This window comes from Nitrosomonas sp., assembly GCA_031316255.1.
Taxonomy (GTDB): Bacteria; Pseudomonadota; Gammaproteobacteria; order Burkholderiales; family Nitrosomonadaceae; genus Nitrosomonas.
In genome coordinates, this window is sequence record JALDQW010000001.1 from 171,242 (window position 1) to 185,386 (window position 14,145).

The 14,145-nt window shown below is 43.6% G+C and carries 15 protein-coding genes and 1 pseudogene; 6 read left to right on the forward strand and 10 right to left on the reverse strand.

The genetic code is table 11. The annotated features are described in order from the left end of the window. Positions 1–28: 28 nt before the first annotated feature. Positions 29–1,297, reverse strand: coding sequence for a lysophospholipid transporter LplT (lplT, locus tag MRK00_00790; protein ID MDR4515927.1), 1,269 nt, complete (start codon positions 1,295–1,297; stop codon positions 29–31). Positions 1,298–1,607: 310 nt separating this feature from the next. Here lplT and alr point away from each other — a divergent pair, with 310 nt between their 5' ends. Continuing rightward, positions 1,608–2,720 (forward strand): alanine racemase, encoded by a 1,113-nt coding sequence (gene alr / locus MRK00_00795; protein ID MDR4515928.1) that lies wholly within the window; start codon positions 1,608–1,610, stop codon positions 2,718–2,720. Positions 2,721–2,930: 210 nt separating this feature from the next. On the opposite strand, the gene MRK00_00800 is transcribed toward alr, so the two are convergent. From MRK00_00800 to MRK00_00825, 6 genes are all read right to left on the reverse strand, one after another. Continuing rightward, positions 2,931–3,725 (reverse strand): peptidylprolyl isomerase, encoded by a 795-nt coding sequence (locus MRK00_00800; protein ID MDR4515929.1) that lies wholly within the window; start codon positions 3,723–3,725, stop codon positions 2,931–2,933. 87 nt (positions 3,726–3,812) lie between these two features. Next, positions 3,813–4,115: a YciI family protein gene (locus MRK00_00805; GenBank protein MDR4515930.1), complete on the reverse strand. Its 303-nt coding sequence runs from the start codon at positions 4,113–4,115 to the stop codon at positions 3,813–3,815. Between the two features lies 1 nt (position 4,116). Then, positions 4,117–4,725, reverse strand: coding sequence for a septation protein A (locus tag MRK00_00810; GenBank protein ID MDR4515931.1), 609 nt, complete (start codon positions 4,723–4,725; stop codon positions 4,117–4,119). Between the two features lie 24 nt (positions 4,726–4,749). Then, complete coding sequence (locus MRK00_00815) at positions 4,750–5,901, reverse strand: FAD-dependent oxidoreductase (protein ID MDR4515932.1); 1,152 nt, start codon at positions 5,899–5,901, stop codon at positions 4,750–4,752. Positions 5,902–5,904: 3 nt separating this feature from the next. Beyond that, on the reverse strand, positions 5,905–6,069 hold the full coding sequence (locus MRK00_00820; GenBank protein ID MDR4515933.1) for a rubredoxin: 165 nt from the start codon (positions 6,067–6,069) through the stop codon (positions 5,905–5,907). A 241-nt stretch (positions 6,070–6,310) separates the two neighbouring features. Continuing rightward, positions 6,311–7,060: a VacJ family lipoprotein gene (locus MRK00_00825; GenBank protein MDR4515934.1), complete on the reverse strand. Its 750-nt coding sequence runs from the start codon at positions 7,058–7,060 to the stop codon at positions 6,311–6,313. Between the two features lie 404 nt (positions 7,061–7,464). Here MRK00_00825 and MRK00_00830 point away from each other — a divergent pair, with 404 nt between their 5' ends. Both MRK00_00830 and MRK00_00835 read left to right on the forward strand, forming a co-directional pair. Then, positions 7,465–8,052: a BON domain-containing protein gene (locus MRK00_00830; protein MDR4515935.1), complete on the forward strand. Its 588-nt coding sequence runs from the start codon at positions 7,465–7,467 to the stop codon at positions 8,050–8,052. Positions 8,053–8,122: 70 nt separating this feature from the next. Continuing rightward, positions 8,123–9,496: an FAD-binding protein gene (locus tag MRK00_00835; GenBank protein MDR4515936.1), complete on the forward strand. Its 1,374-nt coding sequence runs from the start codon at positions 8,123–8,125 to the stop codon at positions 9,494–9,496. A 662-nt stretch (positions 9,497–10,158) separates the two neighbouring features. Here MRK00_00835 and MRK00_00840 read toward each other — a convergent pair. Continuing rightward, entirely contained in the window at positions 10,159–10,485 is a 327-nt protein-coding gene (locus MRK00_00840; protein MDR4515937.1) for a hypothetical protein, read from the reverse strand. Between the two features lie 326 nt (positions 10,486–10,811). Between MRK00_00840 and MRK00_00845 the strand changes: the two are divergent. From MRK00_00845 to MRK00_00855, 3 genes and pseudogenes are all read left to right on the forward strand, one after another. Further along, positions 10,812–11,042 (forward strand): annotated as a pseudogene (locus tag MRK00_00845) (integrase core domain-containing protein). A 94-nt stretch (positions 11,043–11,136) separates the two neighbouring features. Beyond that, positions 11,137–11,634, forward strand: a complete 498-nt coding sequence (locus MRK00_00850; GenBank protein MDR4515938.1) for a hypothetical protein — start codon at positions 11,137–11,139, stop codon at positions 11,632–11,634. A gap of 22 nt (positions 11,635–11,656) precedes the next feature. Continuing rightward, positions 11,657–12,337, forward strand: a complete 681-nt coding sequence (locus tag MRK00_00855) for a hypothetical protein (protein MDR4515939.1) — start codon at positions 11,657–11,659, stop codon at positions 12,335–12,337. 30 nt (positions 12,338–12,367) lie between these two features. Here MRK00_00855 and MRK00_00860 read toward each other — a convergent pair whose 3' ends face one another. After that, a complete protein-coding gene (locus MRK00_00860) occupies positions 12,368–13,981 on the reverse strand; it encodes a recombinase family protein (protein ID MDR4515940.1) in 1,614 nt (537 codons plus the stop codon). Positions 13,982–13,986: 5 nt separating this feature from the next. Continuing rightward, positions 13,987–14,139 carry a hypothetical protein gene (locus MRK00_00865; protein MDR4515941.1) on the reverse strand — a complete coding sequence of 51 codons (153 nt, stop codon included), beginning with the start codon at positions 14,137–14,139 and terminating at the stop codon, positions 13,987–13,989. Positions 14,140–14,145: the final 6 nt, after the last annotated feature.

Consider the following 14,145-nt stretch of genomic DNA (forward strand, 5'->3'; position numbering starts at 1 on the left):
TTATTGAAAGACTTGGTCTTCGAAATACTCAGCGCCTGTGCAGCTTCCGTGTACCAATCAAATGCAGCGAATCTTCAATACTCTGATTGTATGCATGCCATTTGCGGATCAGTGCCATAGTGCCCGACATGAACAGTCCAAACAACACAATGACGACATCGATATGTACATCGAAAAAAATCAATAACGCATAGAACGTTAGCATCATCATTATGCCCAGATTTTCATTGAAATTTTGTACCGCGATAGAATGGCCCGCCCCCATTAAAATATAACCCCGATGCTGTAACAAGGCATTCATGGGCACCACAAAAAATCCGGCCATACCCCCAATCAAAATTAAGAGAAAGATTGCCGTCCACAGATCATGAACAAATATCATAATCACAACCACCAATCCTGTTGCAAAGCCAAGTGGAAGAACAGACAAGGATTTCTTCAACGACACTGCGCGTGCTGCCATAACAGCGCCAATGGCGATTCCCAATGCAACAACGCCCTGCAACTGCGCCGCTTTATTCAACGGAAAATCCAATGCCACTTCCGCCCACTTTATGACAATAAACTGCAGTGTCGCACCTGCACCCCAAAATAATGTGGTAACCGCCAATGAAATCTGTCCCAGTTTGTCTGTCCACAGCAATTTCACACAGTGAGCAAATTCATGTATCAGATAAAACGGATTTTTGTTGGGAATACGATGATCAATACCGGTATTCGGAATAAATAGATTGAAAATTGCTGCAATCAGGTAAATTACAGCCACAATTAAAATGCTGACTTCTGTCGCTGTATGTACAAAAGGTAAATTTGTCGAAAGCAACACCTGAGAAACAACCGGCGTAATTAAAATACCCCCCAACATGGTACCTAGCACAATTGATGCAACGGTTAATCCTTCTATCCAGCCATTCGCTATGACCAGTTTTTCCGGCGGCAGCAGTTCGGTTAATATGCCGTATTTGGCCGGAGAATAGGCGGCGGCACCGAGTCCAACCACGGCATATGCAGCCAGTGCAGAATATTGATGCATCGCAACAAATAATAAGCCACACCCTATAATTTTGATGGAATTGCTGATGAACATGACCCGTCCCTTGGGCATGGAATCAGCAAATGCGCCAACAAATGGCGCGAGAATAACGTAAAACAATACAAAAACAAATTTGAGCAACGGTGTGAGAAAGTCGGGTGCATGCAAATCGATCAATAAAGCAATGGCAACAACCAGCAGCGCATTATCCGCAAGGGAAGAGAAAAATTGCGCAGCCATAATGGTATAAAAACCGCGGTTCAAATTGTTCCTCTACTAATCTTATTGTTTTTTTAAAATATGTAATAAGCTGATCACTAGAAGTGGTTTATACCATGAAACAGTGTAAAGTCGTAAAACATAAATCATCAAAAATTCGAAAAAATAGGAATATGGATTATCATAATGTTCTTTTGTGTCATGATTATTGCAGATATATCAATTCGAACAGACTCGGCAAACAGGACTTTGTGGGCATATGCCCATACGTTCATTTTGCTCAGCTTATGAATTGACTCGACGCGATCCTTGCCAAAAAAATATTTCTTCAAATTTCCCGAAACCAAAAAACATGATGCCTCGCCCCATTCAAGCTTATATCGACCTAGAAGCCTTAAGGCATAACCTGTCAATCACCCGCCAATATGCACCCAATGCACGAATCATGGCTGTCGTCAAAGCTAATGCCTACGGACACGGGTTGTTGCATACGGCACACGCCTTGAAAAATGTGGACGGTTTCGCATTGCTTGAACTGGAAGCAGCAATATGTTTGCGAGAAGCAGGTTTTAGTCATCCAATTTTGCTGCTTGAAGGCTTCTTTTCTACGCAGGAACTTGCTTTGTTTGAGAAATACAGATTGAGTGCTGTCATTCATCATCATGAACAGATTGCCATGTTATCAAACTGCAAGCATCGCGGGCTGGGGGTTTTTCTGAAAATCAATACCGGAATGAACCGCCTGGGATTTTCTCCAGAGCAGTTTTTCGATATTTTTAATAAACTCTCCAACAATCCAGCCATATCGCAAATAACCGTAATGACGCATTTTGCAACAGCCGATGGCACAGTAAACAATGCGCGTTTCCGTCATCAATTGCAGCGATTTGATCAGGTCACCCGGCAAATGCTAAGGCCCTGTTCTCTAGCCAATTCAGCTGCAATTATTCGTTACCCAAAGGCGCACCGGGATTGGATACGTCCGGGGTTGATGTTGTACGGCGCATCACCTTTCGCAACATATTCAGCCGCCGATTTCAAATTAAAACCTGTAATGACGCTAGTCAGCAAAATTATTGCAACCCATCATCTTAAAACAGGCGACATCGTAGGTTATAGCGGCAGTTTTCAGGCAGAAAAGCCCATGCGAATTGGAATTGTTGCTTGCGGCTACGCAGACGGTTATCCGCGCCATGCACCTACCGGCGCACCAGTACTTGTAAATAATCAAATATGCCGATTAATCGGTAAAGTATCTATGGATATGCTTGCAGTCGATTTGACAGATACAGATAATGTCCGGGTTGGAAGCCCGGTAATACTATGGGGGCAGGGTTTGCCCGTAGAAAAAATTGCAGGTGCTGCTGAAACAATCAGCTATGAACTGCTCAGTTCGCTATCAACGCGAGTGGAAATGGTCGTATCGAAAAAAAACTATCAGGACCACCCCACCCCTATTCAGCTTTAGGGCAACTCTAAAAATCCATATTTGCGAGCATCCGCAAAGCGGATTGCCTGCTTACCCCTTTCGTCACAATACGTCGTTGTTCACAAAAAATATCACCTCACATATCAATCATATGCTGCGTCAATATTTTTTGCTATCAACAAGAACTGGCCTCGTCTTGTTTAAAAGGCTGAATTTTTAGAGGTGCCCTTTAACAAATTATCCAGAAAACTACTCAACTCTTGCTTTGCTGCGCAATTCCTGAACATATGCTGCAAATTCACGCTGCAAAACACGTTGTTGAATGTTCTGTTTTACTTCTTCAAATGGTGGAACATCCATCGGACGCGTATCGATTAATTCAATAACATGCCATCCAAAAGAGGTATGCACAGGATCGTTGGTCAATTTTCCTTTTTCAAGCCCTGCCAAAGCTTCAGCAAATGGTCTGACATAGGCTGCGGAAGGACTCCAGTTAAGATCACCGCCACTCATTTTACTGCCTTCATCGATTGATTTCTCGGCAGCAATCTTGGCAAAATCACCGCCTTTTTTTAAGTTCGCGATAATATCCCTGGCCTCACTTTCTTTTTCCACAAGGATATGGCGTGCTCTGTATTCCCTGTCCCCCATTTGGACTTTTAGCATATCGTATTCCCTTTTCAAGGTATCATCGCCTACCTTGTTGTTTTCGATATAGTCCGCCTGGAATGCACGAATCAATGCCGCCTGTTTGGCAATTTCAACTTGCGCCATGACATCCGGTTTTTTATCGAGCCCTTTTCTCACCGCTTCCTGGGCCAGTATTTCTTCTGTAATCAGATTTTCTCGCAATGCTTTTCTCAATTCAGGACCATCTTCCTGTCCCTGCATGGCGCTCGCCTTGACCATTAAATCGAGACGTGATTGTGGTATGTTCACACCATTCACCGTCGCCATTGTTCCAGCCGACTGTGCTTGAACCGTCATGGCTGTTAAAGCAAAAGAACCAATCATTAAAATTTGGGAAAATTTGGTCAAACGCATGAAATTTCCTTTATGTATAATTTGGATAATATAATGTCGCTAAGTATACGCTTTTAAGACGATAAATACATCACAAACCTGATTTTTTTACTCGGGGAACACTTTCTTGAAAGGACTGACTGAAACAGCACGATAAACACCTGCTGCTACATAGGGATCCGCGTTGGCCCATGTTTTTGCCGCCTCCAATGACTCGAATTCTGCCACAATAAGACTACCGGAAAAACCTGCCGGCCCCGGGTCAGCATTATCTATTGCAGGAAAAGGACCGGCAAGCACCAATCGCCCGGCATCCTGCAAATCCCTCAACCGTTCAAGATGAGCAGGCCGCGCTGTCATCCTGCGCTCAAGACTGTCAGGCACATCCTGACCATAAATAACGTATAGCATGTTAATCTTTGTTTATTTTATTTTCAATATTCTCTTGAAGCGGTTTTTCTTCCATAACGCGATCTTCGGGCATTGATGGTACCGCTGTATTCAGATGTTTTCTCAACATAGCAATTTGCAATACCACAAAAACCAGCATCAACCCCGTCGAGCCAAACAGTTTGAATGTCACCCAGGTATCCACCGAAAAGCTGAACGCGATGTATAGATTAACACATCCCATAAATATAAAAAAAACAACCCAGCTCATATTCAGCTTTTGCCACACCATAGATGGCAACTCAATTTGTTTTCCCAGCATGATACGAATAAGATTCTTGCCAAACACCAGACTGGACACCCACAAAATAATGGCAAACAACCAGTACAGTACGGTCGGTTTCCATTTTATAAATGTTTCATCCTGAAAAAGCAGTGTAGCGCCACCAAATAAGATGATCAGAACCAAACTGATCCACAGCATGTTATCCACTTTGCGATGTCGATACCAGACCCAGCCGATCTGGACAAAAGTCGCCCCTATGGCAACAGCTGTTGCTACAAAAATATCATGGGTTTTAAACGCGATAAAAAACAGTATAACCGGGAATAAATCAAATAAGAATTTCATATCGCCAAAATTTTAAAAACGTAATCAATCCAGAACGGAGGGCAATTTGGCAACCAGATCGTTTTTCTCTTGTGTTGCTTTACCCAGCAGCGCAAATCCCAACAGGCCGCCTGAATCATCCAGAAAAAGCGCCTTTACGCCGTCCTCATCCTGTTCAACCTGCCATTTGCCTGCTGAGCCAGCCTCGGGCGGTGACACAATGGTTGGGCAGGCCGGTGTTTTAACCAGAACCGGCATGGCAGGATATTTGACCGCTGTGGGATTACCCGCCAGCGTCGCTGCAAGGGCGCGCGCCGCATGCGTTATGGGCATCACAAACGGCAGCACCTTGCCGCACACTTCTGCGCAATCGCCCAGAGCATAGATATATTCATCGCTTGACTGCAACATTTGATCAACCACAATACCACGATTAACACTTAATCCGGCTTCTTGCGCCATCTTGATACGCGGCGTCAATCCCACTGAAGACAACACGATATCTGCTGTTATTTTTTCACCACTTGCCAAAACCAGGCACAGCCGGTCATCAGTTTGCTCAACACACTGAGTTTTGGCATCCAGATGAAACACCACGCCGACAGCTTCCAGTTTTTTCTTCAGATAAGCACCCGCTTCAGGCGGCAGTAGCCGCCCCAGAGGCTGCGCTGCAATATCAATCACATCAACCTGATAACCCGCAGACGCCAAATCATTGGCAAACTCACAGCCAATCAACCCAGCCCCAATAATGGCAACCTTTTTCTTATCAATCAGCACATCACGGAAATGCCGGTAATCGTCAACATCATTAACCGTTAGAATTTTATCTGCACCACTTCCCTGAAAAGGAAGACGCACCTGGTCTGCGCCTATGGCTAATACAAGTTTGCTATACAACAACTGTTCCTGATTCGCCAGTAGAATCGATCGATTCGCCTTATCAATTCCTGTGACATGCGTATTTGACCGTATCGTTATATTTAACTGAGCAGCCATTTTCTCCGCATCACTATTGATGATAGACTCGGGTGTCTTCCCTGTTGTCAGTGCATTGGACAACATCGGCTTGGAATAAAAGCCGGCATGATCGGCTGAAAGCAGTATAACTGGTTGATCGACGGTCAATCTTCTTAGTTCTCGCGCCACTGCGTAACCGGCAAGTCCACTTCCAATAATGATCACTGAATGACCCATACCCTAAATCTCCACCATCTCGAAATCTGCTTTATAAACACCGCATTCAGGACAAGTCCAGCTCTCAGGAATATCCTCCCAGCGTGTACCTGCCAAAATGCCATGCGCGGGGTCACCAACCGCTTCATCGTACATATAACCACATATGTTGCATTGATATTTTTTCATTCTTCCATCTCTAAACTTGCGTCTCAGACCATTTTTTTATCAAAACAATTGATAGCGATTGCTTTCTACCGATGTTGATATTTCCACATGAATCCGCCCAAAAACCAATAATGCAAAATTTGAATAAAAAAGCACGCTCAGAAAATTTCCTTATCTGAGCGTGCCTTGTTTTTTCGGTTCACATGAATACTATAATCGGCAAGCGGAAACAAACGATCATTATTCAATCTGATCTTATAATTTAATCTTTTAATTCAATGTCTTCGTTTTTAACCAGACTGTCCCGGCGCTGCAAATAAGCATCCCGAACAAACTCATACTTATCCAGCGCGGCTTCTTCCATCGTTTTATCAACGTCGAGTAACTTCGCACGCGCATCAAGCGACATACCAACCGCAACCGGCGTTCTAACCGCAGCATCGAGCACATCGACACTGTTTAGATAGACAATTGTCGTAACAGGATGCGCAACTAGACTATCGACACCCATGCCAACGGCATCTCTAATCGTACTCGGCCCCATTAATGGAATCACCAGGTAAGGTCCCGTAGCTACACCATAATGCCCCATCGTTTGGCCAAAATCTTCATTTCGTTTGTTCAGGTTAATATCGCTTGCCGCACTTATATCGCTGGCAATATCAATCGCACCAAACAAACCAAACGTCGTATTAATCACGAAGCGTGTTGCACTCGCTGCAGCACTTTCAAAATTCAGTTGCAAAATCGAATTTGCAGTCACTACCACGTCGTTCGCGTTTGAGAATGCATTACCGACAACCAGTTGTATGGGTTGAGGTACAAAACGTTTATAGTTTCTGGCTACCGGCTCGATCACATTGTCATCGACCATTTCATTGAAATCGAAAACAGCACGATTCATCGATTCAAACGGATCCGGGTTCTCCTGACTATTCATGGAAGCGCAACCCGTAAGAAAAATGCCCAGTGACAGCAGCGAAATGATTTTTAATTTTGCAAGATATGTCATAGTGTTAATTTATTTTAAGTATTTACCGCGCATGTTGCCATATTTATTAGACGGGTTCAATAACATACACAAATGAATTTATCCCGTTTCTTCAATAAACATGCTGGCGTTTCCAATAAAAGAGATTCCAAGATTTCCACCACAAGAAATTTATAGCGGCATGGCGCCTTTAAAAAATAGAGGGCGCTTCCATAAATTTAGAATGCCGTTGACGCACTCCGATTGATCACGAAGTCACTTATTTATCAGAAACATCAATATCTCAATCCGGCTGAAACAATCGCAAACCGGATTTAAAATTGGCTGTCATTCACAGTCTTTCCCATCATGCTTTAGTTTATTGCTTCAGTTCATTTTATTGTATTATCAAACATAAAATCATAGAAATGTCAGGAGACGACGTAATGCAATTTATCTACAAAAACAAATGTTTTTTTCTGGTTTTTTTGCTTCCATTGCTCGCCGGTTGCGCGCCTCTGGTTGCTGTCGGTGTTGGCACGGGTGCCGGTACAACGGCAATGGTTACAGAAGACCGCAGAACCAGTGGCATCTTCATCGAAGATGAATCGATCGAATTAAAAAGTTCGCGGCGCATTTACGAACAACTGGGTAATCAGCTTCATGTCAACGTGACCAGTTTTAATCGTATCGTGCTACTCACCGGAGAAGCACCCAATGAAGCAATGAAGGAAGAAGCAGGCAGACTGGTCAGGAGTATCGAAAACGTCCGCAATATAATCAATGAGATTACAATCGGCGAAAAAAGCACATTGGCCTCCCGCAGCAAGGACACTTACATTACTTCAAAAGTCAAAAGCCGTTTTCTTGCTTCGGGTAAGTTCCAGATCAATCACGTCAAAATCGTCACTGAAAAAGGCATCGTATTCCTGCTTGGCATGGTAAAACGCGAAGAAGCCGATAGCGCTACGGAAATTGCAAGTTCAACTTCTGGCGTTGCAAAAGTCGTCAGAGTTTTCGAGTATATCAACTAGGGACAGGCAGTAAACAAGTAGTAATTAGCGGAAAATTTGAATTTACAAGAATCGTACGCAAATAAAAAGCATGTTGTCCGCCGAATTCGTATCCGCGCTAAAAAAAATGTTGCCGCCTGACCGGCTTTATACCGATCCCGTGGATTGCTATACCTATGGCTACGACAACAGCCGCAAAGTTTTCCCGCCTCAGGCTGTTGTCTTTCCACTCAGCACAAGCGAAGTCCAGGCGATAGTTTCCCTGTGCAATCAATACAAAGTACCGCTGGTACCCCGTGGACGCGGAACAGGCACCGCTGGCGGCAGCATTCCTGAACAGGGTGGAATCGCCTTGTCATTGGAGCGCATGCTCAAAATCATTTCCGTTGACATCGCCAATCGCGTCCTTGTTGCGGAACCAGGCGTGCTAAATCAGACCGTACAAGACACTGCCAAACCTTATGGTTTTTTCTGGCCACCGGATCCATCAAGCGCCATGTATTCCAGTATCGGCGGCAATATTGCCACCAGCGCCGGTGGCCCGCACGCCGTAAAATACGGTACAACGCGCGACCACGTGCTGGGACTCAAGGCCGTAACAGCTGCGGGTAATATCATCAGAACGGGATGTTATACCACCAAAGGCGTTGTCGGTTACGATCTGACACGCCTGCTCATTGGCTCGGAAGGCACCCTGGCCGTAATCACAGAAGCAACGCTAAAGCTCACTGCGTTACCTGGCGCTGTTGCAGGGATAACCGCTTATTTTCATGATTTAAACAGTTGCACTCAGGCAATTGTACAAATCATGTCACTGCCTCAGCTTCCGAGCGCACTGGAATTTCTGGATACCGGATCACTAAACCTGATACGCAACCGTTATCCCGATATGCTGCCGCAACAGGCGAATGCCATGCTCATGATTGAAGCGGATGGCTCTGAAAATGAGCTTGCTGCAACCATTTCCGCCATCCTTGATGCCTGCAAAACGGACGGCCTGATACAAGCCAGCCGGGCCGAAAACATCGCGGCACTCTGGAAAGCACGCAAAGCGCTATCGCCCCTGTTACGCGAAATTGCGCCAAAAAAAATTAACGAGGACGTGGTGGTGCCCGTCAATACACTGCCCGAGTTTTTAAATACATTGGCGCAACTCAGTCACCAGTACCAAATCGCCAATGTCAACTTTGGCCATGCCGGCAACGGCAATATCCATGTAAACCTGCTGATCAATCCCGATGATACCGATGAAGCCGCCCGCGCAGCGCAGTGCCTGGACAAAATTTTTGATCTGGTGATTCGTTTGAATGGCACCCTGTCCGGCGAGCATGGGATTGGCAGCGAAAAGCGCGATTTTATTGCCAAGGAAATTGATCCATCGACACTCGGACTGATGAAGGATATTAAATCGTTGTTCGATCCCAATAATATTCTGAACCCTGGGAAACTCTTTCCTCAAGGGTAATAAGAGCATCTCTAAAAATTCATATTTTGTCACAATACCTTGTTGTTCACAAAAAATATCTCCTTACATATCAATCATATGCTGCGACAATATTTTTTGCTATCAACAAAAACTGACCTCGTCTTGTTTAAAACTCTGAATTTTTAGAGGCGCCCATAAGAAAGAACGTCGGTTCCAGGAACTGTCAATGCGTGAAGAGGGTGTTCAAAATTCTGTTTCAGTTGCACCCATTTTGGGCCTCAGCATGGCAGAATGAAAGTAGTGTAGTCACCTTGCAGTCAATTTAAAAATCAGGCTTCCTGGATTTCAAAATCAGCATCATTTAAATTCTTCAAACTCAAGAAACATGACCACAATAACCACAAAAACATTATAAGAAATGCTCAATGCAAATGTAATTTATGATTAAGGTTATCGCGTTAACCCAGGCCACATTGGTCAAGTCCCAACGGATAGGATTGCCGCGCTACGTAAAACAGTATTGCTGATGCTTTCCGACCTGTTCTTCCAATACGGTGATTGCATCCTTATTCAATGCAACAGAACTAGCAGGACTTGGAATCGCTAATGAAGAAAATAAGAACTACTTTTGGGACTATTGTTCACAAAAACAGAAATTATTGATTATGGACCTGACACCTCCACTCTCGCAAAAACAGAAATTATTGATTATGGACCTGACACCTCCACTCTCGATTGCCGGGAATAACCCAGCTAATATCTCTAGAAAATATTGCTATGCGACCTGCTTCTTTTATTTTCTCACATAAATCAGCTGTAATTCTGGGACTATTCTGTTTATATGTTTTTCTGAGATGTCTAAAAACATTCCAAGCATCGTAAAACATAATTAATGCCACAAAACCTAGAATTACTACTAGTAAGATCACTTCAAAAATTGGTTGTTTTGTAGGGTCAATCACATACCACCCAGTAATAAGCGTACCAACCGCGCCAATTATACGACTGAGAAAATTAGTTAATTCCATAAAATTTAAGGAAATTACAGTGACTATTAAAAGATTATATAGATCAGATTATCACAACTTTTATTTATAAATAATTGAGATTAACCGGGCGCAGTTTGAAACAGTGCTAAATTAGGGTTATTAATCCGCAGGTCCCAGGCTCGAGCCCTGGTCGGGGAGCCATACTTTTCTTGGACTTACCGCTGATGCCACTGATCGCCGGACTTCATGGTTGGGGGTCGGTTGGATGGTAGGCCATCTCAGAGTAATCGAATAAGTCAGACCCAGTCGTATTCCCCGAATTCGTAACGTGACAGAATCGTGACAACGCCACTGAGAACTGAGCTGGTGATGCTTATGACAATGCACTGACAGAAACGATTAATGGACTATATAAAACAGAGATCATTCATTATCGCGAACCCTAGCGCAATATTGATGAAGTTGAATTTGTTGCCTTGGAATAGGTTGGCTGGTTCAACAATCATCGTTTACTGGAATCGATCGGAAATATTCCACCGGCAGAATTTGAAATGACATATTATTACCAACTGAAGTTGTCGGTTTATGTGGTCTGACTCAAGCTTAAAAATCTCCAGAAAAACCGGGTCGATTCAATATTGCTTCGTAAAGTTAAACGGACTCTGCTTTTAAAATAAAGGAAAAAATAGAATGTCTAAAATCTCATCTTCAACAGCTTGTATTTTTCTATTTCTATTTTCTATCTTAACAACTTCATGCAATTCCAATAGCACCGTTTCGGTAAATGAACAGGCACTAAAGATTCGTACATCGATTAATGATAATAAGGTGGAAAATTTGTATACCTTAACCAGCCTACCACTGATAGTGCGCGAGCAGGAATGGCAATCAGCTGATGACGGCAGAGGATTTATTTTAGGTAAAGTCAATCAAATTGTCTTGTCAACGAAATATGAGTTCTCAACCTATATGACACCATTATTGAAAAATATAGTGATCGAAGGTCAAGAATCCATTTCAGAGGGTATTACGTTAGACATATTTACCGATGAACTGGGAAAGCAATCAAGCAACTGGAATGACTTAAATCTTGTCCTGTTCAAACGTGGCGAAGGTGATGTTGAACATATTATATTAATGGGCCTGAGCAAAGAAACAAATAAACTACGCGCTATTTACATTAATTGAAATCAGCATAGGAAGATTTACTATGGCACAAATACCAACGGGAACTGCTACACCTGTAACAGTGTTCGAACCTAAAGGAAAAACATTCGAACAACGCTTAAAAGCATTTTTAGACGATGCTTCAAAAACATACGGCATCACAATTTCAAAAGACAATGGTAGAACAGTTGCATGGCAACAAAAACATCATGTTGCCCACATGTTCCTCTACAATGCTTATAAAAGTACCAAGCCAGCCAATGTTGATGCAGGTAAAAGAACCATTTCATGGACACATTTTTCAAGTGCTAAAACTACATGGAACACAATTGTTTTTAGTGATTTTCTACGCACAAAAGCCAATGGTATTCCGATAAAACAGGGAATTGAGTGGAAAAAAGGGTTTGAACCCGACCAAGCCGCTACCGAAAAAAATGTAAAATCATTATTAGTTGCAGCAAAAATTGGTAATTCAGGAAAAGCCATGGTTTCTGCAGGTTTAGCACCGTGTGGCGAGCCGTGTAAATGTGGCGCTGGTCGTTCAAAGCATTTAGACGGTGTAGCAGCAGACCTTAATAGCGGCCATTTAGATAGATTAACACTAAAACTAACAGCGAAAAAAGCCGGAACATTAGATGAATATCTCAAGAAATTTGGTTTACATCGTCCACTATTGAATCACCCAAGCAGTCCAGAAAAATGGCACATTGAGGCTTTGCCATAACCATAAAACATTCACTATTTCCTGCTTCTGTTAATCCGCAAGTCCCAGGTTCGAGCCCTGGTCGGGGAGCCAATTTGGTGCAAAACTGGGCACTCTTTGAAGGGTGTTGTTTGATTCAGCAATAGCATGTGCAAGCGCCGAATAACTGCCGGTAATTTCCGCCTGATTATCTTTGATACGAATTTCGCTGACCAGCAGTTTCAAGTATTCCTTGCCGAAACCACTTGATTTGTCCAGCAGCTTATTCCTAAGCGCTTTGGTAAACGCTTCTAGCTGATTGTGCTTGATTTCGGGTAATTGTTGCTGACGGCGATAACCTGCAACTTGTATCAATAGTTCTTGTTTTCTGGCATGCAATTTATGGGAGCGTTCCTGTAACGAAGCATCCAGCGGCAAATACCCTTTTTCTACTGCTTCATAAAGCCGTTCTGTTGCGGTTTTGATTTCTTCCAGTTCTTTTTTCAGCTTATTTAATCCGTCATCCTGATTTTCCTGTGCGGCCTTGATCTGCTTTTTCATGTCGGATAGCATTGCTTTAACTCGCGTGGGATCAAATACCTTGTCAGCCAGCGCATTGAGAACAAGCGCATCAATCTTATCCATTGGAAAGCTGCGGCTATCGCATAAAGTGTTGCCCTTGCTGATTCTGGTATTGCATTTGTAATAACGGTAACGACCACCTTTTCCGGTTGCCAGTGTCATGGCAGCGCCACATTCACCGCATTTAAGCAGGCCGGTTAGCAGTGTCGGCGAATTAACGATTCTGGGCGGTATTTTGGATGGCGCACGACTTGCTTTTCTAGCCTGCACAGCTTCAAAGATGGATTGCTCAATGATCGGCTCAACCGCCATGCGTACCCATTCGCTTTCGGGTTTATTCTTTTGGTTTTTTGAATCGCGCTTGTTAAAAATGAATTCGCCTTTGTAGGCCGGATTAGAAAGGATTTCATGGATACGATTACGCGCCCATTGCGTACCGCGCAACGTAAGTTCGCGTTCATTCAAATGAACCGCAATCTGTTTTGATCCCATCGACTGACCGCGATAGCCATTCAGATACAGATCAAAGATGTTGCGGACTGTCGCCGCTTCCTGTTCATCAATGGCAAGGCGTTTCTTTCTTTTGGTTTTGTTGCTGATGGTTTCAACTTCTATAGTTTTATAGCCAAACGGCGGACGCGAACCATTGAAATAACCTTGACGGGCATTTTCCTTCATCGCGCGTAGAGTGTGTTTGCTGTTTTCCTTGCTCTGGTATTCGTCAAAGATGCTGAATATCTTTCGCGCCATTTCTCCGCTGGGATCGTCACTGGTCTGTTGGGTAATGGAAATCAGTTTGACATCGGCTTTGTTAAGTTTGCGCTCATATAGGCCAAATTCCAGCGAATCCCGAAAGAAACGTGACAAGCTATGTACAACAACCGCATCATAAGGGCTGGGTTTCAGTGTTGCCTCAGCGATCATTTGCTGAAACTCCGGCCTTTTATCATCGGTAGCGGATGCGCCCGGCTCGACGTATTCCATGATTACAGTGTAACCGTTGGCTTTGCACCAGTCGCGCATTTGCCGCAACTGATCGGGAATGGACAAGTCTTTTTCCGCTTGCTTTACCGTGGAAACGCGAGCATAGAGCGCAATCCGCATTGTGTTTACTCCTTGTTGATTTCTGTCTGAATCATAATATCCTGCAGCAACTCAGGCAAAATTGATTGAATCAGAACCAATTCATTTTCCATGATGGTATCTTCATCATAGTTTGAATCAAAAGTTAGAGATACATCTAAATCGTGTTCGATGCTCATTCATGA

Bases quoted from the DNA above. Each gene is read 5' to 3' on its own strand.
- MRK00_00825 (MDR4515934.1), bottom strand. From the start codon at position 7,060: ATGACATATCTTGCAAAATTAAAAATCATTTCGCTGCTGTCACTGGGC.
- MRK00_00830 (MDR4515935.1), top strand. From the start codon at position 7,465: ATGCAATTTATCTACAAAAACAAATGTTTTTTTCTGGTTTTTTTGCTT.
- MRK00_00840 (MDR4515937.1), bottom strand. From the start codon at position 10,485: ATGGAATTAACTAATTTTCTCAGTCGTATAATTGGCGCGGTTGGTACG.
- MRK00_00855 (MDR4515939.1), top strand. From the start codon at position 11,657: ATGGCACAAATACCAACGGGAACTGCTACACCTGTAACAGTGTTCGAA.
- MRK00_00800 (MDR4515929.1), bottom strand. From the start codon at position 3,725: ATGCGTTTGACCAAATTTTCCCAAATTTTAATGATTGGTTCTTTTGCT.
- MRK00_00815 (MDR4515932.1), bottom strand. From the start codon at position 5,901: ATGGGTCATTCAGTGATCATTATTGGAAGTGGACTTGCCGGTTACGCA.
- MRK00_00860 (MDR4515940.1), bottom strand. From the start codon at position 13,981: ATGCGGATTGCGCTCTATGCTCGCGTTTCCACGGTAAAGCAAGCGGAA.
- MRK00_00835 (MDR4515936.1), top strand. From the start codon at position 8,123: ATGTTGTCCGCCGAATTCGTATCCGCGCTAAAAAAAATGTTGCCGCCT.
- MRK00_00865 (MDR4515941.1), bottom strand. From the start codon at position 14,139: ATGAGCATCGAACACGATTTAGATGTATCTCTAACTTTTGATTCAAAC.
- alr (MDR4515928.1), top strand. From the start codon at position 1,608: ATGCCTCGCCCCATTCAAGCTTATATCGACCTAGAAGCCTTAAGGCAT.
- MRK00_00850 (MDR4515938.1), top strand. From the start codon at position 11,137: ATGTCTAAAATCTCATCTTCAACAGCTTGTATTTTTCTATTTCTATTT.
- MRK00_00820 (MDR4515933.1), bottom strand. From the start codon at position 6,069: ATGAAAAAATATCAATGCAACATATGTGGTTATATGTACGATGAAGCG.
- MRK00_00810 (MDR4515931.1), bottom strand. From the start codon at position 4,725: ATGAAATTCTTATTTGATTTATTCCCGGTTATACTGTTTTTTATCGCG.
- MRK00_00805 (MDR4515930.1), bottom strand. From the start codon at position 4,115: ATGCTATACGTTATTTATGGTCAGGATGTGCCTGACAGTCTTGAGCGC.